The organism is Okeania sp. SIO3I5 (assembly GCF_010672085.1).
In the GTDB taxonomy this organism is placed as follows: domain Bacteria; phylum Cyanobacteriota; class Cyanobacteriia; order Cyanobacteriales; family Microcoleaceae; genus Trichodesmium.
The window spans coordinates 1-26,460 of the sequence record NZ_JAAHHT010000124.1 but is presented as its reverse complement, the minus strand read 5'-3'; the positions used below and the strand labels follow the sequence as shown (position 1 = coordinate 26,460).

Annotated in this window: 23 protein-coding genes and 2 pseudogenes; 11 read left to right on the top strand and 14 right to left on the bottom strand. The window is 36.2% G+C overall.

All coding sequences use genetic code 11. From position 1 onward, the window contains the following. The first annotated feature begins 200 nt into the window (after nt 1-200). Nucleotides 201-659 carry a superoxide dismutase, Ni gene (gene sodN / locus F6K40_RS24220; protein WP_293139652.1) on the top strand — a complete coding sequence of 153 codons (459 nt, stop codon included), beginning with the start codon at nt 201-203 and terminating at the stop codon, nt 657-659. A gap of 15 nt (nt 660-674) precedes the next feature. Continuing rightward, nucleotides 675-1,049, top strand: a complete 375-nt coding sequence (gene sodX / locus F6K40_RS24215) for a nickel-type superoxide dismutase maturation protease (protein WP_293139651.1) — start codon at nt 675-677, stop codon at nt 1,047-1,049. 57 nt (nt 1,050-1,106) lie between these two features. Here sodX and F6K40_RS24210 read toward each other — a convergent pair whose 3' ends face one another. From F6K40_RS24210 to F6K40_RS24190, 5 genes are all read right to left on the bottom strand, one after another. Further along, nucleotides 1,107-1,292, bottom strand: coding sequence for a hypothetical protein (locus F6K40_RS24210; protein WP_293139650.1), 186 nt, complete (start codon nt 1,290-1,292; stop codon nt 1,107-1,109). 177 nt (nt 1,293-1,469) lie between these two features. Further along, nucleotides 1,470-1,649 carry a hypothetical protein gene (locus tag F6K40_RS24205; RefSeq protein WP_293139649.1) on the bottom strand — a complete coding sequence of 60 codons (180 nt, stop codon included), beginning with the start codon at nt 1,647-1,649 and terminating at the stop codon, nt 1,470-1,472. Between the two features lie 100 nt (nt 1,650-1,749). Continuing rightward, on the bottom strand, nt 1,750-1,983 hold the full coding sequence (locus tag F6K40_RS24200) for a hypothetical protein (RefSeq protein ID WP_293139648.1): 234 nt from the start codon (nt 1,981-1,983) through the stop codon (nt 1,750-1,752). A gap of 139 nt (nt 1,984-2,122) precedes the next feature. After that, nucleotides 2,123-3,637, bottom strand: coding sequence for a M48 family metalloprotease (locus F6K40_RS24195; protein ID WP_293139647.1), 1,515 nt, complete (start codon nt 3,635-3,637; stop codon nt 2,123-2,125). A 133-nt stretch (nt 3,638-3,770) separates the two neighbouring features. Continuing rightward, nucleotides 3,771-5,456: a Maf family protein gene (locus tag F6K40_RS24190; RefSeq protein WP_293139646.1), complete on the bottom strand. Its 1,686-nt coding sequence runs from the start codon at nt 5,454-5,456 to the stop codon at nt 3,771-3,773. Nucleotides 5,457-5,694: 238 nt separating this feature from the next. On the opposite strand from F6K40_RS24190, the gene F6K40_RS24185 reads away from it, so the two are divergent. From F6K40_RS24185 to F6K40_RS24175, 3 genes are all read left to right on the top strand, one after another. After that, the gene (locus F6K40_RS24185; RefSeq protein ID WP_293139645.1) at nt 5,695-7,287 is read left to right on the top strand and encodes an Hsp70 family protein; all 1,593 of its coding nucleotides are present in this window, start codon (nt 5,695-5,697) and stop codon (nt 7,285-7,287) included. A 1,454-nt stretch (nt 7,288-8,741) separates the two neighbouring features. Then, nucleotides 8,742-8,984 carry a hypothetical protein gene (locus F6K40_RS24180; protein ID WP_293139644.1) on the top strand — a complete coding sequence of 81 codons (243 nt, stop codon included), beginning with the start codon at nt 8,742-8,744 and terminating at the stop codon, nt 8,982-8,984. A 702-nt stretch (nt 8,985-9,686) separates the two neighbouring features. Then, complete coding sequence (locus tag F6K40_RS24175) at nt 9,687-10,265, top strand: DNA-binding protein (protein ID WP_293139643.1); 579 nt, start codon at nt 9,687-9,689, stop codon at nt 10,263-10,265. A gap of 674 nt (nt 10,266-10,939) precedes the next feature. Here F6K40_RS24175 and phnE read toward each other — a convergent pair. The 3 genes and pseudogenes from phnE to F6K40_RS24160 form a co-directional block, all read right to left on the bottom strand. Next, nucleotides 10,940-11,473: pseudogene (phnE, locus tag F6K40_RS24170) on the bottom strand (phosphonate ABC transporter, permease protein PhnE); the annotation flags it as partial. Between the two features lie 552 nt (nt 11,474-12,025). Continuing rightward, nucleotides 12,026-12,175 carry a hypothetical protein gene (locus tag F6K40_RS24165; protein ID WP_375340596.1) on the bottom strand — a complete coding sequence of 50 codons (150 nt, stop codon included), beginning with the start codon at nt 12,173-12,175 and terminating at the stop codon, nt 12,026-12,028. Nucleotides 12,176-12,485: 310 nt separating this feature from the next. Then, complete coding sequence (locus tag F6K40_RS24160; protein ID WP_293139642.1) at nt 12,486-13,037, bottom strand: phosphonate ABC transporter ATP-binding protein; 552 nt, start codon at nt 13,035-13,037, stop codon at nt 12,486-12,488. Nucleotides 13,038-13,090: 53 nt separating this feature from the next. On the opposite strand from F6K40_RS24160, the gene F6K40_RS24155 reads away from it, so the two are divergent. Next, nucleotides 13,091-13,237 (top strand): hypothetical protein, encoded by a 147-nt coding sequence (locus F6K40_RS24155; RefSeq protein ID WP_293139641.1) that lies wholly within the window; start codon nt 13,091-13,093, stop codon nt 13,235-13,237. A 512-nt stretch (nt 13,238-13,749) separates the two neighbouring features. Here the strand turns inward: F6K40_RS24155 and F6K40_RS24150 are convergent. From F6K40_RS24150 to F6K40_RS24135, 4 genes are all read right to left on the bottom strand, one after another. Next, nucleotides 13,750-13,959 (bottom strand): hypothetical protein, encoded by a 210-nt coding sequence (locus F6K40_RS24150; RefSeq protein WP_293139640.1) that lies wholly within the window; start codon nt 13,957-13,959, stop codon nt 13,750-13,752. Nucleotides 13,960-14,382: 423 nt separating this feature from the next. After that, entirely contained in the window at nt 14,383-16,164 is a 1,782-nt protein-coding gene (locus F6K40_RS24145) for a ribonuclease J (RefSeq protein WP_293139639.1), read from the bottom strand. Between the two features lie 195 nt (nt 16,165-16,359). Then, nucleotides 16,360-17,244, bottom strand: a complete 885-nt coding sequence (gene dapA, locus F6K40_RS24140) for a 4-hydroxy-tetrahydrodipicolinate synthase (RefSeq protein WP_293139638.1) — start codon at nt 17,242-17,244, stop codon at nt 16,360-16,362. A gap of 388 nt (nt 17,245-17,632) precedes the next feature. Further along, complete coding sequence (locus tag F6K40_RS24135; RefSeq protein WP_293139637.1) at nt 17,633-18,670, bottom strand: aspartate-semialdehyde dehydrogenase; 1,038 nt, start codon at nt 18,668-18,670, stop codon at nt 17,633-17,635. Between the two features lie 1,805 nt (nt 18,671-20,475). Between F6K40_RS24135 and tig the strand changes: the two genes are divergently transcribed. From tig to F6K40_RS41415, 4 genes are all read left to right on the top strand, one after another. Then, nucleotides 20,476-21,942, top strand: a complete 1,467-nt coding sequence (tig, locus tag F6K40_RS24130) for a trigger factor (protein ID WP_293139636.1) — start codon at nt 20,476-20,478, stop codon at nt 21,940-21,942. 1,088 nt (nt 21,943-23,030) lie between these two features. Further along, entirely contained in the window at nt 23,031-23,717 is a 687-nt protein-coding gene (gene clpP, locus F6K40_RS24125) for an ATP-dependent Clp endopeptidase proteolytic subunit ClpP (RefSeq protein WP_293139653.1), read from the top strand. 12 nt (nt 23,718-23,729) lie between these two features. After that, complete coding sequence (gene clpX / locus F6K40_RS24120; protein WP_293139635.1) at nt 23,730-25,082, top strand: ATP-dependent protease ATP-binding subunit ClpX; 1,353 nt, start codon at nt 23,730-23,732, stop codon at nt 25,080-25,082. Nucleotides 25,083-25,871: 789 nt separating this feature from the next. Then, nucleotides 25,872-25,979: a hypothetical protein gene (locus F6K40_RS41415; protein WP_375340595.1), complete on the top strand. Its 108-nt coding sequence runs from the start codon at nt 25,872-25,874 to the stop codon at nt 25,977-25,979. Here F6K40_RS41415 and F6K40_RS24115 read toward each other — a convergent pair whose 3' ends face one another. Further along, the gene (locus F6K40_RS24115; protein ID WP_293139634.1) at nt 25,980-26,105 is read right to left on the bottom strand and encodes a hypothetical protein; all 126 of its coding nucleotides are present in this window, start codon (nt 26,103-26,105) and stop codon (nt 25,980-25,982) included. Here F6K40_RS24115 and F6K40_RS24110 point away from each other — a divergent pair. Then, nucleotides 26,095-26,223 carry a hypothetical protein gene (locus F6K40_RS24110; protein WP_293139633.1) on the top strand — a complete coding sequence of 43 codons (129 nt, stop codon included), beginning with the start codon at nt 26,095-26,097 and terminating at the stop codon, nt 26,221-26,223. The two genes, F6K40_RS24115 and F6K40_RS24110, sit on opposite strands and share 11 nt — an antisense overlap. Here F6K40_RS24110 and F6K40_RS24105 read toward each other — a convergent pair. Then, nucleotides 26,224-26,460: pseudogene (locus F6K40_RS24105) on the bottom strand (hypothetical protein); the annotation flags it as partial.

The following is a 26,460-nucleotide window of genomic DNA, read 5'->3' as shown; positions in this document are numbered from 1 at the left end:
TCGGCAGATCGTAAAGTAGTCCCAAACGCTATTAGCAATGGGATAGAGGGTGTTGTAGTTCATCCAAGATTAATTAATTTGGTCTGAACTGAATATTAGAATATTTTTCTATATATTTAGAAACTATAATCAACTACAGTTACATATTATTACCATTGATGTAACTCTTTCCATTATAGATAGGAATATCTTAGAAAATTATGCTCAACACAATTGCTTCTCAGATTAGAAAGTGGTTCCCAGCACCAGAGGTTAGCGCTCATTGTGATGGTCCTTGTGGTGTTTATGACCCTGCTTCTGCTCGTATTTACGCTGAAGCTGTATTTTCTATGACTAAGAAAATCCTGGAGCTTGACCCAAAAGCTGGAGATCATAAGACTGCTAATACTCTTTCTCGCTATATTGCAATTAAGGAAGAGCAAGCTCAGAAGACTAAGGAAGATTTGCTGGTTCTTTGGACTGATTATTTTAAGCCTGTACATTTGGAAAAGTATCCAGACCTCCACGATACTTTTTGGAAGGCTGCTAAGTTATGCTCTGCTTGTAAGGTAGAGGTTAGTTTGGAACACGCTACTGAGTTATTAGAGGCTGTGGAGAAAATTCACAATATGTTCTGGGCTACTAAGGAACGTGATGTGGCTTGGGTTAAGGCTAGCTAATTTTTTTAGTTTGAGGTGGTAGGCAAAAGATTGATACAGGAAAGTAGTAATAAGGAGTTATTACTTTGGTTATTAAGGTTGCGTCAACGGTTTTGTGTCACTGGGTTTTCTATGTTTCCTCTACTTAAGCCTGGGGAAGAAATTCTTGTGGATACGAGAGCCTACCGCCACTTTTTACCAGAAATTGGCGATCTGGTTGTGGCTGAACATCCTCTTCGTCAAGATTTGAAAATAATTAAGTGCGTTGCCTTTGTTAATGAAAAAGGTGACTGTTTTTTGATGGGAGAAAATAAAGAAGAAAGTAGCGATAGTCGTTCTTTTGGTTGTGTGAGTTCGCAACAAATTATTGGTAAAGTTACGAGCAAGTTTCCTGAATTGTTAAAACCTTAATTATAAAGGTTATTTGACTATCCTGAGTTTTTTATGATTTTTTATTCAACTAAAAAATCATAAAAATAGGCGATTTACATCCACTGAGTTAAGTATATCATTGTTTTTTTGAGGAAGCAAGGAAAAATTCTTTTTGTCGCAGACTTTTTTGGGAGCTTCAGAAAATGATTTGCTGCTATTTGGTTGGTATTGAGAAGAGCGATCGCCTATATAGTGAGAATTTAATTTTGGTTTTGATCCCACATTATATGCTTCAATTTGTATCACTAAAGGTAGTATAAAGAAGAATCGTGTTTTGCTAAGTATTTATACTATGCAAATCATCTCAATTACTTTTTTCGTCGATTAAATTCCGAGTAAATAATTAAGCATAAATACTTGCTTGATTAATTACTCAATTACGGCAGCTATGATTTTCTTCTAAAATTCTGTCTCCAGTAGGGGCGAACGGCCGTTCGCCCCTACGACTCCTGACTCCTGATTCCATACTACATTTTGTGGTGCGGAATGTGAGTTTGATTGTCGGCTTCTTTTAGGTGCTTCACAGAATGATTGTTGAGATTTCAATTGTAGCGATCGCTCTATATCTAAGAATCTCATTGTGTCGATGCAAAATCAGGCAACTATAGTTATTCCATCAGTTTTTTGTTGAATAAAAAATCATGCCTATAGGCAAGTTACACCTACTGAGTTAAGTATATCATTGTTTTTTTGAGGAAGCAAGGAAAAATTCTTTTTGTCGCAGACTTTTTTTTGGAGTTCCAGAAAATGATTTGCTGCTATTTGGTTGGTATTGAGAAGAGCGATCGCCTATATAGTGAGAATCTAATTTTGGTTTTGATTGTCGGCTTCTTTTAGGAGCTTCACAGAATGATTGTTGAGATTTCAATTGTAGCGATCGCTCTATATCTAAGAATCTGATATAGAAAAGCATCAAACAAAAGAGAGAAAAAATACTTTTGGCCTCCCTTTACATTACTAATTAGGTGTCCAAGAAGAGAAGCGACTTATTTGGCTTATACAAAATTAAACGCTAGGAAAGAACTTTAAGGTTAGGTCAATCCATTCATTTTTTACTTTAATTTTTCCTGAATCTCTCTATGTTTTTCTACCCCCTCAAAAGCATAACGATTGTAACCATTATATTCAATTAATTGTTCGAGATACTCAACCCGATCATCTGACTGAGGGTGAGTTGAAAGAAAACCCACAGAACGTTTACCACCTTTTTTTTCATCCAGAGTTGCCATAAAATTTCTTAAACCATCAGCAGCATAACCAGCAGTAGCTAAAACGCGAGTACCAACAATATCAGATTGACGCTCATTACTCCGACTGTACTGTAAACTAATTAAATTTGTAACGATGTTGCCAATAGGAATGTCAGTTTTTAACACATCACTAACGATGTCGCCCGCACTATCGTACAAGTTATTAGTTACAACTCTTTGAAAACCGTGGGAAAGAACCGCATGAGCAACTTCATGAGTAAGTAAACCTGCTAACTCTGCTTCAGAATTAGTATTAATAATGGCTCCGGTATTAACAAATACTTTACCTCCAGGTAAAGCAAAAGCATTGAGAGACTTGTCTCGCACGACATAAAATTCGTATTCAAAATCATCTCGACCCATTAACTCCGCAATGGAATTACCAATTCTAGTTACATATTCGACTACCTCTTCATCTTCCACCAGTGAAAGTTTTTTCTTATACGCTCTTGCTGCTCGACTGCCTAAACCTGATTCTCCTTGCAGCATCAAACTGCCCATTTTCAAAGTTTCACCCACAACAGTTCCCACTGGGTTACAATTACCGAGCAAAGCGCAACCACCAACTCGGACAGCAGTTCCCAAGAAACCTTTGCCTACCATTTGTCCGTTAATTCTATCCTGGAATTTGTCAAAGTTATCGTCGGCAATTTCTAGAAACTTTTCTGCTTCTGGATGCTCTGGGTTAACCAAGGCAAATTGACGAGCTGCGATAGATGCTTGTAAATAGTCTTTTTCCTTTCTCAGTGCTTTTACATGAGCTTCAACTATTTCTACTGAGTCAGGTAAGATACTAGCGGCTTTTTCCAAGACTTGCAGAGCTTCTTTTTTCTTTTTATTCTTTTGTAATGTTTCAGCTAACAATAGATGACTAGGAACAAATTCCGGATTTTGTGCTACAAATTCTTGCAACATTTCCAGATTATCATTTTTATCGGCAGCTTTTTTTGCTTCTTCCCACTGGGTTTGAATTTCGGTTGGTAACTGTTCGACATTGTTTATGGGGTCTGGAAACATGGTGTTTTGATGAGATGCAAAGGGTGCTTTGACTTTCCGGTAAAGTTCCTCTGCTGCTTCTCTGTCTCCTTGCTCATAGAAAAAATCTGCTTTGATTAGGGTTTCGTAGGGGTCTTCTGGTTCGGTGTCTACTGTAGTTTCGGTTTCGGTTTCGGTGGGAGTGGGTTCTGTTTCGGTGGTTGTTTCTTGTTGTTGGTTGGTAGGTGTGGGGTTGGCGATCGCTATTTGCCATGAGAAACCTATTTTCAGGAGTATGACTAAAAGTAAACTTAAGATAAATAATTTGTGTGTTTTTTTCATAATTGTAATTCTCCTTAACCACAGTATTAAAATTAAACTTTTTAAGATGTCTGATTCTAGAATTTAAACATTAAAAATGACGCTTTTTTTTCTGGTATTGCATTGCCACATTTACTGCCTCAGTAAAATATTTCTATTCTGGTACAGAGTAGATTTTCCTAGATAACATTAACCTCACTGCAAATCTCAATTCTTTATCGACTCTCCCCCATATAAATCCAGAAGCCTTCTCATTTAAATCTGGTTTTATTCCTGTACCTTCTCCCCAAGTAAAAACATATATTTTTCCATTTTTTTCAAAAATTTTTCTAGTAACTTTACCAGGATGTAACAAATGATTTTTCCTTGTGTAGTTTGTGATAGAATGATTTTGTTTATTGATAGTTGTTCTGATAGTATCTTTACCAGATATACCCATTGCTATATATAAGTTTGTTGTCTGGCAATGCTCAACTTTTTTTTGCCTTAGATGATTAGGTGCAATAAATTGTTTATTACTGACCATAACTCTAAAAACAAAATCAATATTACAACCCTGAGTATCAAGCGAGCAAATTTCATTTTCTACTTCGTATTTATGATAGTTTTTAGATTTGTCATCGTAGGAAGTCTGTATTTCATCATCACCACAAAGAGCGTTTGCTATTGCACTTCCCGAACAAGAAATGACATACCACCATCGAGTTTTTGGGTCCCGATTTCCAATTAACCTTACCCCCACATATTCTGCATTATTTGGTAAATCTAATGTTTTTTCATATTCTCCTGATTTAGGACCATCGGAATGAATTGTTTGACCATCTAAATACAATTCGATAGTGTCAGGAATATCAAAAAATTCGTATTTTAAAGTAACTTTACGATTAGTTCCCCTGGGAATTTCAAATAAATTGCTTCTAATTTCACTAGCACCACTTACCCGCTTTTCATTACATTGAACAGCTTGTTCACAACTAGCAATAGATAAGGATTGTCTAGAATTAATATTATTTTTTAATGCCGCAGAAGTAGCAGCTAAAGCTAATCCAACATTTCGAGTGATTTGAGTTTCACTAGAAGATAGTTTATTTCCCTTTTCCCCAACAATATCCCCTATATTAACTAACTTTGAACTAACATTTTGATTACAACTAGATGATATTAATAACATCGGTTTAGTAGTAGCAATTAAAGTTTCTTCAGTTTGACTAGCTTGGGGAAAATCAATAATTTCTATTATTTGATCATCAGGCGATTTAATAAGAGCTTGAGTCTCAGTAAATTCTCCTTGGTTGCCGTCAGCCAGAACAATTTTTGATAATTTATTGTTTTGGAATACGACGTGAAAATTGTTGAGATTTTCGGGTTTAGTTGTGTCAATAATTAGGCGATTTTTTGGGGTTAATTTACTCTCATCAATTGCAGCTAGATTTTGAAATTTAATTCCATATAATTGAAAGCTAGCATTAGGTAAATTGATTGTATAAATTTGTTGAGCTTTAGTTGAGGGAGAAATCAGGAAAACTTCTCTGTTACCAGAACTAAAAGGCATTTGAGTCGTAATCAAAAAATCCTGTGGTAATGCTTGTTGCAAATCCAAATTAATGTTTGGTTTTCTGGCTCTAGGTATTTGTCCAATTTTGGTTGACGGTTTAGTTATATTGGTATTAGGGGAAGATAAAGTTGCGTACGCAGAATTGTTAAAGTTTGCACAAAGCCCTACTGAATTAAAACTAAGTAAACCACAGAGGAAAATAGAGAAAGTTTTGTTTAGTATTGTCGGCCCTACCACAGCTAAAAAGCCGATAAAACCGATAATTAAAACCCTGAATCTGCTCATAGCTAACCTTAACTTACTGTCCATATTATATTAGGCCAAATATGATGCTGGCCGTTTTTTAGGATTTAGTTAGCCTTGTATTATCTACTATCTCAAGTTTTTCTGTCAAGTACCTTTGCTCAAGAATCGGGATTTAAGGAGATTGCATATAATCTTCCTAAATCAGGTTTCTATCAAAAATCAAAGTAATCTACTATAATTCTCAAAATCTTACATATTTAATTTATTTCATCCCTAAATGACTATAGCAATAGACTTCGGAACAAGTAATACTGTTATTTCTCGTTGGAATCAAACAACTCAACAACCGGAAATTGTCAAGTTACCAAATATATCAATTATTTCTGGGCAAAATCCACCTCTAATTCCTAGTTTAGTCTATGTGGAAAATGCTGCTGAAAAAAAAGTAGTAATAGGTCAACAGGTTAGAGATAAAGGTTTCGATGTTAATACAGATTCTCGATTTTTTCGTAATTTTAAACGGGGTATTGGTGCAAATATTCAAGGATTTTTGCCTGAAATTGACGGTCAAATTGTTTCTTTTGAACAGGTAGGAAAATTATTTTTAGAAGAAGTTATAAGAGGTATTCGGAAAGTGCCTTTGCCAGTAGAATCTTTAATTTTTACCGTTCCAGTAGATAGTTTTGAAGCTTATCGTAATTGGTTGGGAGAAGTTTGTCAGTCTCTACAAGTTGAACAAGTACGAATGATTGATGAACCTACTGCGGCAGCTTTGGGTTATGGAATGGCAGATGCAGAAATTATATTGGTGGTTGATTTTGGTGGCGGAACTTTAGATTTATCTTTGGTAAGGTTGGATAATTCGATGGAAAAACAACCTTTGGGTTTAATTCTGAAATGGGGTGAAAAATCTTTTAGTAAAAGTTCAAATCAAAAGGCAAAAACTGCGAGAGTTTTGGCAAAAGCAGGACAGAATTTAGGGGGTTCGGATATTGATAATTGGTTGGTGGATTATTTTGTCAAAAATCAAGGTATTGAAAAGACTCCTTTGACTACTCGTTTGGCAGAAAAATTAAAGATTCAATTGTCTTTGCAGCAACAGGCAACCGAAGTTTTTTTTGATGATGAAAGTTTGGAAAGTTATGAGTTGGAATTAGAGCGGGATAGCTTTGAGAAAATTCTTAGAGAAAATGGATTTTTTGCCAGTCTTGATAATTCTATGAATCAGATTTTACAGCAGGCAAAAAGACAAGGAATAGATATATCAGAAATTGATGCTGTTTTATTGGTGGGAGGAACAGTACAAATTCCCGCAGTTCAGAGGTGGATAAAAGAATATTTTGATGCTGGAAAAATTCGTTGTGAAAAACCTTTTGAGGCAATTTCTCAGGGAGCTTTGCAATTAACTCAAGGAGTAGAGGTTAAAGATTTTTTGTATCATAGTTACGGTATCCGCTATTGGGATAGAAGGAAAAATGCTCATAATTGGCATCCGTTGATTAAGTCTGGTCAACCATATCCAATGAGTAATCCTGTAGAGCTGGTTTTGGGTGCTTCAGTCAATAGTCAGCCAAGTATAGAATTAATTTTAGGAGAATTAGGTGCTGAGTCTGGGGGGACAGAAGTTTACTTTGACGGCGATCGCCTGATTACTCGGAAAATTTCTGGGGAACAAACTTCAGTACAACCTTTAAATGATAGAGAAGGAGGTCGTAATATTGCTCAATTAAATCCTCCAGGTAATCCAGGAAGCGATCGAATTAAGGTTTTGTTTTGGGTGGATGAGTCTAGGTTTTTGAGAATAACAGTGGAGGATTTATTGACAAATGAAACTTTGTTAAATGAGCAAGCTGTTGTGCAATTGAGTTAGTATATTTATTTATCAGATAGTTATGTTTAATGTAAGCATTCAGCAGTCAGTTAGCATAAGCATAGAGGAGCTGCGCTTTTCATGTCGCGAGCGTTAACGTTTGCGAGCATTCCCTATATGAAAGTTATGCGGTAGCAAAACAGCTATCAGCTTTTAGTTATTAACTCCCAGGGAAGGAGGAAGTAGTCTTTCCCGCAGAATTAAAAGTTATGGATGAAATTGGTCAACTAGCTAACTTTAGTAACTTATTATATTCATGTATCTGAATGCTGAATACTAATAGCTGAATGCTTACTGTTTAATTATTGTTTAGTATCTAGTTCTGGAGAAAATATAGATAGAAAGAAAAAATACGTTATCTTTGGAGATTCACATTCTCAGTTTTTTACTCGTCGAAAACATAAAGACTTAGAAGTTCATTTATATCGAATACGCAGAGCTTCCATGGCAAGTTTTGCCAAGAGAGAATCTACACTAAAAGTTGTCGCTCAAATCAGACAAAAAATTTATGAGCATCAAGATTTAGAACAACTAAATACATTAAATGAGTTGAAAAATTTTCTGAAAATTAGACAGAGGCTTCCCAGGAAAAACGTTTTTTTTGAATTCCTTATAGTTTAATTGCCAAAGTGTTTGATGTTCCTTAAAGATTTAAGGAGGCAAAAAATTTATGTAAAGGTTTTCTAGATAAAGTTGTTAAGGGATTTTCTTCACAACAGGAAGAATCAGAAAAAGTTGTTTGAAAAACTTCTACTTCTGAACTAAATTCAGATTCTCAAAATCCTGATAATTTATCACAACAGAAAGAATCAAAAAAAGTCGTTTGAGAAACTTCTACTTCTGAACTAAATTCAGATTCTCAAAATCCTGATAATTCATCACAACAGGAAGAATCAAAAAAAGTCGTTTGAGAAACTTCTACTTCTGAACTAAATTCAGATTCTCAAAATCCTGATAATTCATCACAACAGAAAGAATCAAAAAAAGTCGTTTGAGAAACTTCTACTTCTGAACTAAATTCAGATTCTCAAAATCCTGATAATTCATCACAACAGGAAGAATCAAAAAAAGTCGTTTGAGAAACTTCTACTTCTGAACTAAATTCAGATTCTCAAAATCCTGATAATTCATCACAACAGAAAGAATCAGAAAAAGTTGTTTGAGAAACTTCTACTTCTGAACTAAATTCAGATTCTCAAAATCCTGATAATTCATCACAACAGAAAGAATCAAAAAAAGTCGTTTGAGAAACTTCTACTTCTGAACTAAATTCAGATTCTCAAAATCCTGATAATTCATCACAACAGGAAGAATCAGAAAAAGTCGTTTGAGAAACTTCTACTTCTGAACTAAATTCAGATTCTCAAAATCCTGATAATTCATTTTCAGACTTAGTTATTTTCCCGATTATTGAAAAAGATTTAACTCCAGAAAATCTTGCTGAGATTGTAGGGATGGTTGCTCATTTTTTTGATTATAATCCCCGTCGTTTAAAACAATATATTAATGTTTTTAAGTTCAAAACTTATATTGCTTACTATGCTGTTGGAGTTACTTTTGCTGAAAAAGAAAAGATAGAAGCGATAACTATCGAACAAATGGGTAAGTTTACGGCACTGACTCTCAAATATCCTCGCCTCTTTTCGGAACTAAACAATAATGCAATGCAAAAAATCACAAACATTTTCATTTTCTGAGAGCTGCCTAAAAAAAAATCGGCGCCTCAAAGGATTTTCGGTTGCATCCTCACAAAAATTCTGATACGATAAAAATCAACAGGGGTTGTTCGTCCCTGTGCATGACTTTTTATTCAACTAAATTTCCTTGCTGAGAGACTTTTCAATATTCAAGAACTTTTCCTAGGAGCTTTCATCAATCAGAAGTTACAAGCTTTGTCAGTCAAGGTTTTTAGAGTTTAGAGTTTTTGGCCTTAAAAAACTCTAAACTCTTGCCACATATCACTTTCAGATTTAATTGATGACACGTCCTAGAGCAATACCAGAAATATTTTCATTTTCTGAAGCTCCCATAAATCCTTCGTTGTTTTTCCCTCATCAAATCTTTCCATCCATCCTCAGTGGAAAATCATCAACATTTTCATTTTCTGAGAGCTGCCTAAAAAAAATCGGCGCGTCGAAGGATTTTCGGTTGCATCCTCACAAAAATTCTGATACTATAAAAATCAACAGGAGTTATTCGTCCCTGTACATGACTTTTTATTCAACCAAATTTCCTTGCTGAGAGACTTTTCAATATTCAAGAACTTTTCCTAGAGCAATACCAGAAATATTTTCATCTTGTGAAGCTCCAATGAATCATTGTTTTTTCTCTGTTGTCAAAGGAAAAGTAAATGTAACAGAATTAAAATTCTAAAATCTAAAAACCCAGACGTTCTAGTTATGACTGTAGAAGAAGCAACTACAATAGAAGAAGCAACTACAACACAAGCAGCATTTCTACTCAATATTTCTACAGGTAGATTACGAACACTACTTAATGAAGGCCGTGTTCGAGACGCTTACAAAGATGGCAGACGTTGGATGATTCCATTAAACAAACGGGGAATGCCAGAAATTACACCAGGTCGCCGTGGTCCTGAAGGCTCTTGGAATAAAAATAGGCGTACAGCTAATACTTTTGTTCATGTTCTACGAAAGACTATAGATTACAACCGAGATAATGGAACTTCTCATCCAGCACTTGCTGTGAAGGTAGGAGATAAAAAGGATTATTGCCACGCTCTGAAAATAAAAGGACCTTGCCAAATAGTTTATCAACCTCATCAACCTAATAATAGTCAAGCCGGAGGTGCCCGTCTGTGGATTGAAGTAGAACCGGAACATATAGTAGAGCGAGTATACTTCAGTAATGGAGACTATGGTCCGCCACCAGAAGTAGTTCAGCAGCGAGCAAAAAATCAAAAGAAAAAATCAAAGACTGGGAAAAAAAAGTCAAAAATTAAAGGAAAAAGAAAGTAGTAGAAGCGCTTCAAGAAATAATTAGGGCTTGCTGAAAAAGTATACGCGAGTAAGGGTAGGAGTCAGGAGACTCGAGACTCGAGACTCGAGGAATGGGAAATTTAAAGAAGGCAGGAGGAAAAATTTAATTCGTGATTTTTCTGCCTTATACAACCCAAAATTCGCTCCTAGCATTTTGATCAAGCAGCTCACGCACCAGGTATTTCTGACGATAAAAAAGGCTACAACTTTTACAGTGCTTTTCAGTTGAGTAGACCACAAAACTGTTGTAGGAGTAATGAGTAATGAGTAAGGAGTAATGAGTAAGGAGTCAGTATGATTGTGGTTTATTCATATGAAAACCGCTGTAAGGGTAGGAGTCAGGAGACTCGAGACTCGAGACTCGAGGAATGGGAAATTTAGAGTTGCTAGTCGGATATTTTATCCCTTAGTTTTTTTGCCAATAGTCAACCCTTTCATCCTAACTTTTTTAGCTTTTTAGAAGGAAAACCCTGTACTTTTTCAATACCTAAAAAGGCTCAAGCCTTTGTATATAAATGCTTTGATATTTAATCAGCAGAGCAATAATTATATCGTGTCCGAATGATTAGACATAATAAAACTCCTTATGAATTGTCATCTTTGTGGAAGGAAGTTATGCTAAAGTTATATGGAATTTCTTTCTTCAATCATTTTCAAACCAAGCGATTTCTCAACTTTGCTGACAATAAATCAATGGTTGAAGTTGCCAAAATTAGAATTATCAAAATTGCACAAACTTTGTGATAATCAAAAGACTGAAAACTTTGATGAAGAGAAACACCAATACCACCTGCACCGACTATTCCTAAAACTGAAGCAGAACGAACATTAGATTTAAAGCGATACAAAATAAAAGAAATCCATAAAGGCATTACTTGAGGAATTACTCCAAATATAATCTCTTGAATTTTACTTGCACCAGTAGCACGAATTCCTTCAACCTGACCTGGTTCAATTGATTCAACAGCTTCTGAAAAAAGCTTTCCTAAAGTACCTGCTGTATGTACAAATAAAGCTAAAACTCCAGCAAATGAACCTAAACCAACAGCGACTACAAATATTAAAGCAAATACAATTTCATTAATCGCTCGCATGGCATCTAAAATTCGACGTATTGGTTGTACAATCCAAGTTGGACTAATATTTTCTGATGCCATTAGAGAAAATGGAACAGAAACGATCGCTGCTAAAAGAGTTCCCTAAATTCCCATTGAAATAGTAATTATTGTTTCTTGTAAGTAAAATTTCCAATCAGAAAAATCAGGGGGAAAATATGAGGAAATATATTCAAACATTACATAGATTTTCCAGTCAGAAAAATTAGGGGGAAAGTATGATTCTGCATACTCAAAATTATCCCCGCCATATTTAAAGAAAATTAGGAAGTTTATCTCACTTTGTAGGTAAGAAAAAATCAGAATAATTAAGGCAACCAGGAGAAATATTATGCGAGTAGAAGTAACTCTTTTTTTCTCTTTAGATAACATTTCTATGACTGCTCGAGAAGCTAGGGCAGTTCTATTATTATGGTGAAAATTAGTAGTTACGGAGTTCACCCACGGTTTTTTTTGGGGGGAATTACTACCTCTATTCCTCTATCAGTTAAAGGCTCAATGACTCTCTCTTGAGCATCATAAGCTTTATCCCCTAATATCGCTTCCGCTTCTACCATCGGTAATAAAACATCTGCTCCATCATTCGTCAGAAGCCTGACCTGGAGTTAAAAAAAGTGTGTGGGATTACGAGCGAGCATCTACTACACCATGTATTTTCGTACTCAATCCCCCAATGCTTAGGCCAATGTCTTCCTGTTCTGCACTACTGTATGCGGCTCCGGCACTATGTTGATGAGCACGAACAATAGTGGCATCAATTCCGGGCATACTCATTATCTGCATCTTCAGCTAGAGCTTGAAATACTATGCACCCATACCCCTGACTGGCTCCAACGACTAAAACGGGTATGGACGAACGGGTCAGTCCCCGAATCAATAAGAGTAAGTCTCTAATCATGAATTCCGGCTCTATATCTGTATAAAACAGCTTCCACTTTCGAGGCGGCTGTCCTTTGCTGTCCTTCCGACAGTTCCTTCACGCCCTGGTAATAAATGTTGAATCCTTTCCCATTGATCCCATAAGCAAGGCATAACATCTAGTCATTTAGAGCAGTCCTATGGATGTTATTTTTCATGGATCATACTATACATTTAGTGTCAACCTATTTAATTGATGACACGCCCTAGCTCCTTGTACTAAACAACGAGCGATCGGTACTCGTTGTTGTTGCCCACCCGAAAGTTGAGAAGCTCTTTTATAAGCTTGGTCTAAAATTCCTACTCTTTCTAATGCAGAAAGTGCTTGTATTTTTTCCTCTTTTGTAAATAGACGTAGTGCAGAATTTACCAGAGACATTCGTGCCAAATTTCCCACCAAAACATTTTCAATAACTGTCAGTCGTTTAACTAAATTAAACTGTTGAAAAATACAGCCTATTTGGCAACGTAACTTTCTAATGTGGGAGTGAAATTTCCCATCTGTTTGTAAAGCTGTACCAAATACAAAAACCTGGCCTCGATCTCCTTTTTCTAAACCATTGATATGTCGTAGCAAAGTAGATTTTCCCGAACCAGAAGCACCAACTATTGAAACCATTTCACCTACTTCAATATTGATATTAATTTGTGCCAGAGCAGGTTTACCTTTAAAACTTTTATCAAGATTTTTAACTTCTATAGCCTTGTGTTTAGACATTTATCCATTAATGAAAAATTAGCTCTGAAAAAGAACCAGTTTCGATATCTTAGTTGCGGGATGGAAGCGATCGCTCCAACTCCGATATTTTAAATACCATTAGGTCTTTGGGGAAGCGATCGCTTCTGGAAAAAATCGAAGAGCAAAATGCAACTCTATTTGCTGCTAAACCGATTTTTAAAGAATATTTGTTAGAGTAAAATATCGGGATTAGGGGTAAATATAGCGAAACTGTCACTATACGGCCATATAGAAATTCAACCCTATCTATACATAGGTTTCAGAGGTTGAAAAATCTCAAGATTTTTACTGATAGTGATAAATTTTTATTATTGATTAGATGTAGTATTATAAAGCTGACCACAATAAAGATTGGAAAAAATTAACTCAAAATCATCCCTTTCTCATGCATTAATGCTACACTTGGAAGGAGGTAAAAATAACTGGAAAAATCACAGAAGTTAGTTAACAAGAAAATTATGTCAATAAATAGTATTTAGAAATAGAAAATCCAAGTATAGCAAAGTTTTTAAGAATTGCTATAATACTCCATGACCTACGACATACTTTTGCCACTGAAAAAGTAGGTTTAATTGCAATTGAGGAGTTAAAAGCTCTCATGGGACATAAAAATATTCAAACTACTTTACCCCCGATCATTCCTGCGGTTATCATCATAGACGGTTATTGATTTACCAAAAGGTTTCCCCCACTACTTCCAAAACTCTCGATTAAAAGGGCAACGCCACTTTTCAATTAATTCATATTCTAATTGTTGTCGGGGTAAATATAGCGAAGTTGTCATAGAGGGCAATTTAGATATTATTTTAGATATTATTGCAGTTTTCAGTGGCCCTTGAGAGAGTGGCGCACTTGGTACGCAAAAGCCAGTAAAACAACCACTAGATCTGCTGTTTACCATTTCAAGAAATTAACTTAAATTTCTAATATTTTGCAATATTTCATTGGATACGATTATGAAAATATCATTTTCTGAGATACTTACTGAGTAAAGCTTTCATTCCTAGATTACCCCTGGTGACAACTTCGCTATATTTGACCCGATTAAGAACAACTAAATATCAAATCTGTTAGTATCGGTATAAAAAAGCGTAGAAACCGGGTTGGTTTTAAATTCCCTTGTCCGGACGTTGCTTGAGCATTAATGCGTTTTCCGTTCCGGAATGCTACGCTTTCCATGTCGCTCCGCGTTAACGGAGTTATGCGGAACGCTAAACGTCCCTACCATCTACCTCCCACAAACCCGGTTTCTCATAACTCGTCAAGTTTTAAGCCAAGAAAATCTCACTTTTAAATTTTGACTTTTAACTTTTGAGTTGAAACTTTAAGATGCTACCTTAGCAGTCGATCGCCGTCGCCTTCTTCCCACGGGTTTAACTGTAACCTCTTTTGCATCTTCTGCATCTGGAGTTTGCATCAAGAAAACTAACAAGGGTTGACCTTGAAATTCTCGTCTTAACATTCTCTGAATACCACATTCAAGCTCATTTTGCAATCCAGACCAATCAACCTGAGTATTGTTATGACCATTGGAGTTACCATATTCAGACCAGTAATGACTTAAATCTTTCTCTAACACCTTAACCACCAGTTCTTGCAATTCTGCTTGTTCCACAGAACTCACCACTCCACGCAAGTGTAACTGAGGTTTACCAATCAACTTACCATCCAAACCAACTGCTAATGCTACAGTAACCACACCATCCTCTGCTAGTTGTTGTCTTTCCTTGAGTATTTTGTCTTCTACCATACCCGAACGGGAAGAATCTACCAACTCAATACCAGAAGATACTTTATCTGCAACATAAATAGAATCTTGAGTCAGTTCCACCACATCTCCATTTTGAATCACAACCATATTTTCTGGAGGAACTCCCATACCTTGAGCAGTTTGACTGTGTTTTACTAACATCCTATGCTCTCCGTGAACTGGGATAAAGAATTTCGGACGGGTAAGCGCCAACATTAATTTTTGGTCTTCCTGACAACCGTGACCAGAAACATGAATACCCTTGTCTTTTCCATAAATAACATTTGCTCCTAGCATCATTAGTTTATCTATAGTATTGACAACAGCGATTGTATTCCCAGGAATAGGGTTGGCAGAAAACACCACTGTATCTCCTTGGCGAATTTTTATTTGCCGATGTTCGCCTTTAGCAATACGAGTTAGCGCTGACATTGGTTCCCCTTGAGAACCTGTAGTCAAAATCAACAATTTTTCATCAGGTAAACTCCGGACACTATGCAAAGGTACAAACAAACTATCTTCACATTTTACATAACCAAGATTGCGAGCATGAGCAATAACATTAAGCATAGATCGCCCTACTACTGCCACGAACCTACCATGTTTTTTTGCTAGTTCTAAAACTATTTGTAATCTATGTACGCTAGAGGCAAAAGTTGTCACCATTACACGTCCTGGTGCATTGGAAAATACTCTGTCTAAGTTTGGATAAACTGACTTTTCTGAAGGAGTAAAACCAGGTACTTCTGAATTTGTAGAGTCGCTAATTAAGCAGTGAACTCCTTTTTCTCCATATTCTGCCAACTTTTGCAGATCAAATTTTTCTCCATCTACAGGAGTATGGTCAATTTTAAAGTCACCTGTATGGATAACTACTCCCACTGGTGTGGTTATTGCTACAGTAAAACTATCCGCCATTGAGTGAGTATTACGAATATATTCTATACTGAAATATTTACCCAACCTAACAACATCACGGGGGCGAACAGTTTTCAATTCTGTGCGATTTTGGACTCCTGCTTCCTCTAACTTATGGTAGAGTAGAGCCATCGCTAGTCTAGGTCCATAAATAACTGGAATTTCTATATTTTTCAAATGGAAGGGTATACCGCCAATATGGTCTTCGTGACCATGGGTGACAATCATACCTTGAATTTTATGACGATTTTCACGCAGATAGGTTACATCTGGTAAGACTATATTTACACCGTGCATTCCATCTGTCGGAAAAGCTAATCCAGCATCAAGTAGAATAATTTCGTCATCGTACTCGAATACACAGGTGTTTTTGCCTATTTCATGGAGTCCACCAAGGGGAATAATTTTGAGAGCGGAAGATGATTTTTTTCTAATCATAATTATCCTATTTTTACTGTTGTTTACTTTTCATCATTTTGAGTAATTATCAATGATATTTTATATCCATTAAAATTTAGAAAAACCAACTTCTTATATACAAGATTTTAGTAATACAAATACAGATTAAATAATCATTGCTCAGGTTGATAATATTCAGTTTTGGGAAAAACTTTTTTGTCTGGTGAAATCAGCTCATAATAAACCTAATTTACCCATTTCTACTGATAATTTTTCAGTGACTTCTGTTGGAGGAGCGCATAATGGAGGGCGAGTAGTACCTACTTTCCATCCTAACAGATTCATAGCTGCTTTGATAGGAATAGGATTAGTTGTGGCAAATAGCGCTCTAGATAAATTGAATAGTTGTAGATGAACTTCTGTAGCAACCTGTACTTTACCTTTTTCAAATGCTACTATCATCTCCTGTAGTTGTGTTCCTACCAAGTGACTAGCAACACTGACAACTCCACTTCCACCAATAGCCATCAATGGTAAAGTTAGGGAGTCATCCCCAGAATATATCTTAAACTCTGGTGCCGTCAAGTATCTAATCTGACTTGCTTGGTCTAAGTTACCACTTGCCTCTTTAATAGCAACAATATTTGGAATTTCCGCCAGTCTTGCTACAGTTTCTGGCAGCAGATTTTGACCTGTACGACCTGGTACATTGTACAACATTATTGGTAATTCTGGACTGGCTTGGGCGATGGCTTGAAAATGTTGATAAAGTCCCGACTGTGGTGGTTTATTATAATATGGAACTACCTGTAATGAACCGTCCAACCCCAGTTTAGCTGCTTTTTGAGTACCTGCGATCGCTTCTCTTGTCGAGTTTGACCCTGTACCTGCTATTATTTTAGCTTTTCCTGCTACTGCTTTTTGAACTATTTTAAATAGCTGATATTCTTCTTCCCATGTCAAGCTAGGAGACTCACCTGTTGTTCCACATACTACTAATGAGTCTGTTCCATTTTCTGTCAACCATATTGATAACTTTTCTGCTTCTTCATAATTAACACTACCATCCACGTTAAACGGTGTAATCATTGCAGTCAAAACTCTCCCGAAGTCTACCACACTATTTCCACTCCTTCTTTACATTATGTGATTTATTTATTTGGTCTTCTTAATTTTTTTTGTTATTTATAAACCTAATTTTTTTTAGATTTATATCACCTTACTCACCTTACAGTTTTTACTACCAAAAATTATTCTTTTTGTTTTTGTCTAACTGTAATTCTTAATTACCCATTCTACTTCTATAAATTTCGTAAATCAGGTACTTAAATTACCAATGGATAATCGAGCATTAATTCCCATAAGTTTAAACCCTCTCCTTTTAAGGAGAAAAAAATAAATAATATTTCCTGATCTTCAACCCTCTCCATTTTAACTAGATATAATTATCCATTATTCATTAATTGATAATGAATACCCCTTTTTTTTTGTTTTTAGAACACTGAATCTAAAATGTTCCTACTGGTATCCTCAACCAATTTTTTGCTACTAATAATTCAGCTATTTGTACTGCATTCAAAGCAGCTCCTTTTCTAATCTGGTCTCCACTTAACCATAATTCTAATCCGCAAGGATGAGAAATATCTTGACGAATTCTCCCCACTAATACATCATCGTTACCACTTGCTTCCATTGGCATGGGAAAATAATTTTCTTGCCAATTTTCTACCAGTTTTATACCTGGTGCTTGACTTAATATTTCCCTTGCCTTAACTACACTAAATGGTTGAGCAAATTCTATATTAATTGCTTCTGAATGCGCCCTTAATACTGGTACTCGGATACAAGTTGCTGTCACTCTTAGTTCGTTATAGCCAAATATTTTTCTTGTTTCATTGACCATTTTCATTTCTTCTTGACAATATCCCTGCTCATTGAGTTGGGAATTATGTGGGAACAAATTAAATGCTAATGGGTAGGGAAAAATTTCTGTTGTTGGAGCTTCTCCCTCTAAGATTTCTCTGGCCTGGGTTTTCATTTCTGCCATTGCCCTTGCTCCAGCCCCACTTGCTGATTGATAAGTGGCCACTACTAATCTTTGGATTGGCTGGAGTTTATGTAATGGCCATACTGCTACAGTCATTAATATTGTTGTGCAGTTAGGGTTAGCAATTATACCTTTATGCAGACTAGCTGCTCTTGGGTTAACTTCTGGGACCACAAGAGGCACTTGGGAGTCCATCCGGAAAGCACTAGAATTGTCAATAACTACAGCTCCTGCTTCTACTGCTTTCTTTGTCCATTTTTTTGATATAGATGCACCTGCTGATGCTAGCACTAAATCTACTTTTTTAAATGAATCATCTGTTACAGGTTCTACTTGTAAGCTTTGTTCTTTAAACTTTAAGGTCTTACCTACTGAACTAGGTGATGCTAGTAGTTTTAATTCTGCTACTGGAAAGTTCCGAGTTTGGAGTAATTCTAGCAATTCTGTGCCTACTGCACCAGTTGCACCTAAAATTGCTACTCTGTATGAATCTGACAAATTATATTCCTCCTTTGGTTTCAATTTTCAATAATTTTATTTTTCTCTAGGGGTTTTAATTATATTTAATAATTTCTTATAGCTATCAATTTTTCCAACTAAACTTTATATGTTAATTTTCATTTTTGATTTTGTTTTACCCCAAAATCAAGGTTTAAAGCCTCTCCTTTCTAAGGTTAAAAAGAATAAAAAATTCCTTTTTACTAATCCTCTTCTTTTTAAGAAGAGGTAATTATTAATTATTAATTATTGAAATATATTTCTTTTCTAAATTATCAACTATACTCAGGCACATAATTTCCATATTGTTCTATTTTACTTATTTTTCTTCTCCTGATTATGGGATTAACTTTTTTATCAGTATAGTTTTTAGACTTCGTTATTAATATTATATATTTACTCTTTTAATCTAATTTCAATACGAGCAAAATTATCCATTTATTATGTAATCACTTTTGCTTGATACCTAAAAAATTAATATCTTTTATCTTAGCACATAAAATACAATTTTCTTGATTATAAGATTTAGAAGCTATCAATCTTGGGATATTAGTAGATTCACTACAATACATATTATAGTAGTCGGTCAATAAATTTCAAAAAACTCTACTACCTAGACTGAATTCATTTTCAGCACTTTATACTCAAGGAATACAACTCTTAGTACAGAAGTAGTTTTCAAAATTTTTACTCTCTTGAGGAACAAGTTTATTATTTTAAATTTTAAATTTATGTGTAGCAATATGTCAAACTAGAGCAATCATCATCAAATAAATTCAATATAATTTATCATTATATCTTAGTCTGAATGAAATATATTTAACTGAATAGGTAGAATAGGTATATAGCAATCCTAAATAGGTTGTGACAAATTAAAAAGTAAATAAAAAACTGAAACTCTTACCTGTTCCCAGTTAAGTGTTCCCTGTTCCCTAAAAGCCATTAAAATTTTGTACACAACTCAAATAGGATTGGTATATATCGTGATTATTTGATATCCTTTGGTGGCCTAAAGGCGCGGAGATTCCTACCAATTATTTACTCTTTGGTAAGATTGACGTTTGATCGGATGCTGCTATTTTCAAATAGTTTGACGCTTTCCTAGTTTGTTTGAAGAAGCAGTCAGGAGAAATATTATAGATAGATAAAGATAGAATCACTGTTAGTTAGCAATTCTCAATCCCAAGCAATTGTAGACATTATACAAACATTCATTGGGGATTTCAACTCCATAAGCCTTTAAGCCAGGATTAGGATAGATTGGCCAAAGTCCAAAAATTAGTAGGTCTTTAATTATACTGACTTCCAGCTATTCGGGCAACGTCTCTGTCAATAGAAGTCTGTTAATGTCTCAGATTATCCAGCTACGACTAAAATATTTTTACTCAGGGATCGTACTCACTACCACAGTTCAAACATTTCCATTCTTTAAGTTGAAAAGTTTAAATCTCCAAAAAGAGCAAATTTGAGATGTTGGTTTCTAACGACTAATAATTTGAAAATTATGACCATACTTTTGCTTTTGTGCTTTGCTATGTAATCTAACTAAAGTCTTATATGCTTGCCCTGGCTTGTATAGAAGACCATTACTTACTTCATTAATAACCACTAAACAACAATAAAGTTAAAAAAGTCCTAAGATTAAGGTCTAAGTGACTAACATAGAGGAATAATATAGTAATATGCACAGATAAATTGCTAGAAACAGAGGAATAGTAAAGTTTCTCAGAGTTACCCAAGCAAGAAATACTTATATAGCTTAAAAGAATTATAACCTAGTAATACTGACTAAATTAGAAAAGCCGATGAAAGTTACCCAGGAAAGACTGCCAGCTAGCCAAATAGGTCTAGAAATCAAGATTACACCAGAAATGTCCAAGAATGCTTATGAGCAGGTAATCCAGAAGTATACCCGTTCGGCCAATATTCCTGGGTTCAGAAAAGGCAAAGTACCTCGAAACATATTGATACAAAGGCTAGGAAAAAATTATCTCAAGGCAATGGCCTTAGATGACTTAATCAACAATTGCTTAGAAAAAGTAAAGGAACAAGAACAAATCAATGCAATAGGCCAATTTGAACTGAAGACACAGTTTGAAGAGTTGGTAAAAGATTTTGAACCAGGAAAAGAAATGGCTTTCTCGGCTAAGGTGGATGTAGAACCAGAGGCCAAGGTTGAGAATTATAAGGGATTAGTGGTTAAGGCAGAAGAAGCTAAGTATGACCCGGCCCAAGTTGACGAATTTCTTGATGAACGTCGCTCTCAAATGGCAACATTAATTCCTGTAGAAGGAAGAGCTGCTGAGTTGGGAGATGTGGCTATAGTGGATTTTGTAGGTGTAATTCCACCGGAGACAGAAGGAGAAGAAGCAAAAGAAGTGCCCGGAGGTAAGGCTCAAGATTTCCAAATGGATTTAAAAGAAGGACAATTTATTCCTGGCTTTATTGAGGGAATAGTGGGAATGAAGCTAGAGGAAACAAAGGAAATTTCTGCACAGTTTCCTTCAGAATATAGTGAGACGGAGTTAGCAGGTAAGCCTGCAATATTTACTGTGACTGTTAAAGAACTTAAAGAAAAGGAATTACCAGAATTAGATGATGATTTGGCTCAAGAAATTAGTGAGTTTGAAACAATAGCTGAATTACGGGAGTTCTTGGAGAAAAAATTTACTAAAGAAAAAGAGGAACAAACAAAACAAAATAAGGAAAAATCTATTGTAGAGGAGCTAGTGACTCATCTAGAAGTAGAAATTCCAGAAACATTGATTAAAAATGAAGTTCAACAAATGTTGGCCCAAAGTGCAATGGAGTTGAGCCAGTATGGAATAGATGTTAAAGAATTATTCAGCAGTGATAAATTGCCGGAAATGCAAGAGCGATCGCGACCTGAAGCAATTGGGCGGTTAAGAAGAGATTTAGCTATAGCTACAGTGGCCAAAAAAGAGTCGATAAAGGTGGACGAAGAGGAAATAGCAGCAGAGTCAGCAAAGGTAATGGAGCAACTAAAAGGAAAGGATGTTGATCCAGATAGGTTAAGACAAGTGGTTACGGAAGACCTATTGAAAGAAAAAACCATCAAGTGGTTAGAAGAAAATGGTACTGTGGAATTAGTCCCTAAAGGAACTTTAAACACAGGGTCAGAAATATCTCAAACTACAGAATTAGAAGTAGAAGTAGAAGTAGAAGTAGAGGCAGAGTCAGAAATAGCTAAAGCTAGTGAAACTATTGTAGAAGTAGAGGCAGAGCAAGTAATTAATGTAGAGAATTCTTAGAAAGCGGTTGGTAGTATTGATATTCCTGGTAATTTCCAGTTATATAAATGGCCTACCTGTGGATTTTATGAATTTTGGCAAGGATTGACAACCAAAATTGTTGTTAAGGCGATGAGTTGTGATTTTAGCTTACCGAAGTGCCTCGCCCTAAAGCCGGGAACTTTTTGATTCATTGAGCAAGAAAATATTAAGTTATAGTATTTTTGTTGCGGGTGGACAATCTGAGAGATTAAACAAGCACGGAAGTAAGCTTAACCCACCCCCAAGAGGGCAGTCTGTTTCATTCTTTCTTAAGGCAGAAGGGAAACAGGGGAGTACCGAGCTGGGGAGAATTTTCCGCGCTCAACCCCTTGATTTTCCTCAAATTTATCGCTCAATAATTTGGGAATTTTTGGGAAAACCATAGGATTTTTCAGAAGTTCCCTTGATTTTACCTAGATTATGCAGGGAACTTTTCCCACTCTCGGGTTGTGAAAATCAGCCCCTTTTGCGACTTTAATTCCCAAATCCCTCTCGCATGTGTCCACAACTTCCCTTAACCGATTATTTATTTGACTTTGAAACAAGCCCCCAAGAGGGGGGCAGCACCATAAGAAACATCAACCCACCGAAGCAGCTAGAGCTATGTAGGAATCCTCACGTCTAACAGTCGGGAACCATGTCAACAATAGTTTCCATGTTCTAAAACTTGTTATAGTTTTATTGTTATCCATCAAAAATTGAAGTGAAGAGAACGTACCTTTAAGTGACCTCCGAAAGTGGGACAATTATGGAGTGAGACCCGAATGAGACATTAGTATTTTCTCAACATGGGGAAGTACATCAAAAAACCAGGGCAAGCTATACCCGAAGTTACGCCTGTAGACTGGAAGAGGCCGACCTCCCAGGCTGAGGCAGGGTCTTAGATAAAAAATTGTTATTATTAGGTTTTTCCTAGTTTAACAAGAATTGTTAAGGTTTTGTATAGCAGTAAATAGGAAATAGTCCGGTTAACCAGACTACCAATATTGATAAAACTACGGCATAATAATATTTAGCTCGGAATATACTGAGCCAAAATATAAAATAGATAAATAAGCCAGTGTATGATGGTTATATCCCAGTATTCTGATAATTTAGTTAGTATTTATAACAATTTACAAATCTACTCCGGTCCTAGTAACATTGTGCCAATGGTTGTTGAACAGTCTGGGATGGGAGAAAGGGCTTTTGACCTCTACTCACGACTGCTTCGGGAAAGAATAATTTTTCTCGGAACTCAAGTAGACGATAATTTTGCAAATACTATTACAGCCCAAATGTTATTCCTCGATGCTGAAGACCCAGAAAAAGATATTCAATTATATATCAACTCTCCTGGAGGATCAGTTACTGCTGGAATGGCTATCTACGACACTATGCAACAGGTACGACCTGATGTAGTGACGATTTGTTATGGTTTAGCCGCAAGTATGGGCGCTTTTCTTCTATCTGGTGGGGCAAAAGGTAAGAGAATGTCTCTTCCTAGTTCCAGGATTATGATTCACCAACCTTTGGGTGGCGCTCAGGGTCAAGCTGTAGATATTGAGATTCAAGCGAAGGAAATCCTTTATCATAAACGTAAGCTAAATGAATTGTTAGCAGAACACACAGGTCAACCTCTAGAAAGAATAGAGATTGATACAGAGCGCGACTTCTTTATGTCCGCACAAGAGGCTAAAAATTATGGCCTGATCGATCAAGTTATTACAAGACAGAATCTTCCTGTACCAGGAGAATCTGTCCCTGCAATGTAAGAAGAGGCAGTTATGTCTAAATACGACTCCCATCTAAAATGTTCATTTTGTGGCAAGTCTCAAGAACAGGTCCGGAAGTTGATAGCTGGACCTGGGGTTTATATCTGTGATGAATGTGTAGAGTTGTGCAATGAGATTTTGGATGAGGAGCTTTTTGACTCCAATGCTACAGGGGCACAACCACCAATGCCACGTCCAGCACCTGCGCCCCAAAAACGGGGGACTGGTGCTAAGAAATTATCTATTAATCAAATACCTAAACCTAGGGAAATTAAGAATTATCTTGATGCTCATGTTATTGGTCAGGAGGAAGGTAAGAAGGTTTTGTCTGTGGCAGTTTATAACCACTATAAACGTCTGACTTTTCTAGAGGCTAAAAAAAGTGGCAAGTCTTCTCAAGATGAGGTGGAGTTACAAAAGTCTAATATTATGTTGATTGGGCCAACTGGTTGTGGTAAGACTTTGTTGGCTCAAACTTTGGCGGAGTTGTTGGATGTGCCTTTTGCTGTGGCAGATGCCACGACTTTAACTGAAGCTGGATATGTTGGGGAGGATGTGGAGAATATTTTGTTGCGACTTTTGCAAGTGGCAGATTTAGAGGTGGATGAGGCGCAACGGGGAATTGTGTATATTGATGAGATTGATAAGATAGCTCGTAAGAGTGAGAATCCTTCTATAACAAGAGATGTTTCTGGGGAGGGTGTACAGCAGGCTTTGTTAAAGATGTTGGAGGGGACTGTTGCTAATGTTCCTCCCCAAGGTGGTCGGAAACATCCTTATCAGGATTGTATTCAAATTGATACGAGTAATATTTTATTTATTTGTGGTGGGGCTTTTGTTGGTTTGGAGAAGATAGTGGATCAGAGAATTGGTAAAAAGTCAATGGGTTTTATCCAGCAGGGTGGAGAAAGTCATCAGGAGGTTAAGGAGAAGAAGGTTGTAGATTTAATGAAGCAAATGGAACCGAATGATTTGGTGAAGTTTGGTTTGATTCCAGAGTTGATTGGACGAATACCGATGGTGGCGGTGGTTGAACCTCTGGATGAGGAGACTTTGATGGCAATTTTGACGGAACCTCAGAATGCTCTGGTGAAGCAGTATCAAAAGTTGTTGCGGATGGATAATGTGAAGTTGGAGTTTGAGGAGGAGGCGGTGCGGGCGATCGCTAAGGAGGCGTTTAGGAGAAAGACTGGGGCGCGAGCTTTGCGGGGTATTGTTGAGGAGTTGATGTTGGATGTGATGTATGAGTTACCGTCACGGAAGGATGTGACTCGTTGTACTATTACGAAGGAAATGGTGGAGAAGCGATCGACTGCGGAGTTGTTGGTTCATCCGTCGTCTTTGCCTAAACCGGAGTCTGCTTAATTGATCGGGACTTAGGTTGAGACGCTATATATAGCGTTCAAAAACTATAACGTTTTATATATGTAGTGTTGAAAACCAAAAAATGCCTAAGTCCTGTTTATGTTTTGTTTCTAATCAGCACTTGAATAAAAATCTTATATGGCTACTGGGTTGACACATCTAAAATGGTGCGTGACAAAGAATTTCTAAAGAACTTTCACAGTTTCATTTTTAGCTGTCGTTACTCACGATTAAATAAATAATATTTTTGTTGAATAAAAATTCATGCGTAGGTACGAACGACCCCGAATAATTACATACTACCATGATTTTTTTGCGGATGCAATTAAAATATCTTTTCGTCGCGGTTTTTTTTTTGGTAGCTCCACAGAATGCAGATTTAGATTAAATTAGGTTGTATTTATTAATGACAATATAATGCTGAAGTTAGAAGTCAATGGAGATTTAATGATGACTAAACCTGACTTTACAGCGCTTTTCAGATTGATGAACTACATCCTCACAACCAAAACCCCGTAGGGACGTTCCATGGAACGTCCCTACTGTGGTCTACCGTGCAGGAAAACTGCTGTAAAAAAATGATACGGCAAGAACTGATATAAAATCCGTTTATACAGTAATCGCAAAATTACTTCCTCAACTAAAATATGTTAAGCATAAATACGAATTTAAAAATTTATGCATTTTCATTTCCTTTCTTACTCATTACTCCTTACTCATTACTCCTTACTCATTAATCCTGAGTAATACGATAACTAATTACCCGGATTCTATATGAGGTCTTATGTTTTGACTCATCGAGAGGATGATGATGCTATAGAAGGGTTGATTAAACGAGGAAATTCTGATAGTCCTAAGTATCTGTTTTCACAAACAGAGGAAAAAGTTGGAAAGTAATCAAGTTGAGAAATTTTGCTCTAACAAATATTCTTGAAAAATTGGTTTAGTAGCAAATAAAGTTGAATTTTGCCTTTCGATTTTTTCTAGAAGCGATCGCTTCGTCAAGAATCTAATGGCATTCAAAATATCGGAGTTGGAGCGATCGCTACTTTCCCGCAAGCAAGAGATAGAAACTGGTTCTCTAAACAGAGGAAGATATTCAGCAGATGGGAGAAATATTGAGGAAAAAGTTGGAAAGTAATCAAGTTGATAAATTTTGCTCTAACAAATATTCTTGAAAAATTTGTTTAACGGTGAATAGGGTTGAATTTTGCCTTTCGATTTTTTCTAGAAGCGATCGCTTCGTCAAGGATCTAATGGCATTCAAAATATCGGAGTTGGAGCGATCGCTACTTTCCCGCAAGCAAGAGATAGAAACTGGTTCTCTAAACAGAGGAAGATATTCAGCAGATGGGAGAAATATTGAGGAAAAAGTTGG

Bases quoted from the DNA above. Each gene is read 5' to 3' on its own strand.
- F6K40_RS24145 (WP_293139639.1), bottom strand. From the start codon at position 16,164: ATGATTAGAAAAAAATCATCTTCCGCTCTCAAAATTATTCCCCTTGGT.
- F6K40_RS24185 (WP_293139645.1), top strand. From the start codon at position 5,695: ATGACTATAGCAATAGACTTCGGAACAAGTAATACTGTTATTTCTCGT.
- F6K40_RS24195 (WP_293139647.1), bottom strand. From the start codon at position 3,637: ATGAAAAAAACACACAAATTATTTATCTTAAGTTTACTTTTAGTCATA.
- F6K40_RS24205 (WP_293139649.1), bottom strand. From the start codon at position 1,649: ATGAGATTCTTAGATATAGAGCGATCGCTACAATTGAAATCTCAACAA.
- tig (WP_293139636.1), top strand. From the start codon at position 20,476: ATGAAAGTTACCCAGGAAAGACTGCCAGCTAGCCAAATAGGTCTAGAA.
- clpX (WP_293139635.1), top strand. From the start codon at position 23,730: ATGTCTAAATACGACTCCCATCTAAAATGTTCATTTTGTGGCAAGTCT.
- F6K40_RS24110 (WP_293139633.1), top strand. From the start codon at position 26,095: ATGGCATTCAAAATATCGGAGTTGGAGCGATCGCTACTTTCCCGCAAG.
- F6K40_RS24200 (WP_293139648.1), bottom strand. From the start codon at position 1,983: ATGCTTTTCTATATCAGATTCTTAGATATAGAGCGATCGCTACAATTG.
- F6K40_RS24175 (WP_293139643.1), top strand. From the start codon at position 9,687: ATGACTGTAGAAGAAGCAACTACAATAGAAGAAGCAACTACAACACAA.
- F6K40_RS24165 (WP_375340596.1), bottom strand. From the start codon at position 12,175: ATGAGTATGCCCGGAATTGATGCCACTATTGTTCGTGCTCATCAACAT.
- F6K40_RS24160 (WP_293139642.1), bottom strand. From the start codon at position 13,037: ATGTCTAAACACAAGGCTATAGAAGTTAAAAATCTTGATAAAAGTTTT.
- F6K40_RS24180 (WP_293139644.1), top strand. From the start codon at position 8,742: ATGGTTGCTCATTTTTTTGATTATAATCCCCGTCGTTTAAAACAATAT.
- F6K40_RS24150 (WP_293139640.1), bottom strand. From the start codon at position 13,959: ATGGTAAACAGCAGATCTAGTGGTTGTTTTACTGGCTTTTGCGTACCA.
- F6K40_RS24190 (WP_293139646.1), bottom strand. From the start codon at position 5,456: ATGAGCAGATTCAGGGTTTTAATTATCGGTTTTATCGGCTTTTTAGCT.
- sodN (WP_293139652.1), top strand. From the start codon at position 201: ATGCTCAACACAATTGCTTCTCAGATTAGAAAGTGGTTCCCAGCACCA.
- clpP (WP_293139653.1), top strand. From the start codon at position 23,031: ATGGTTATATCCCAGTATTCTGATAATTTAGTTAGTATTTATAACAAT.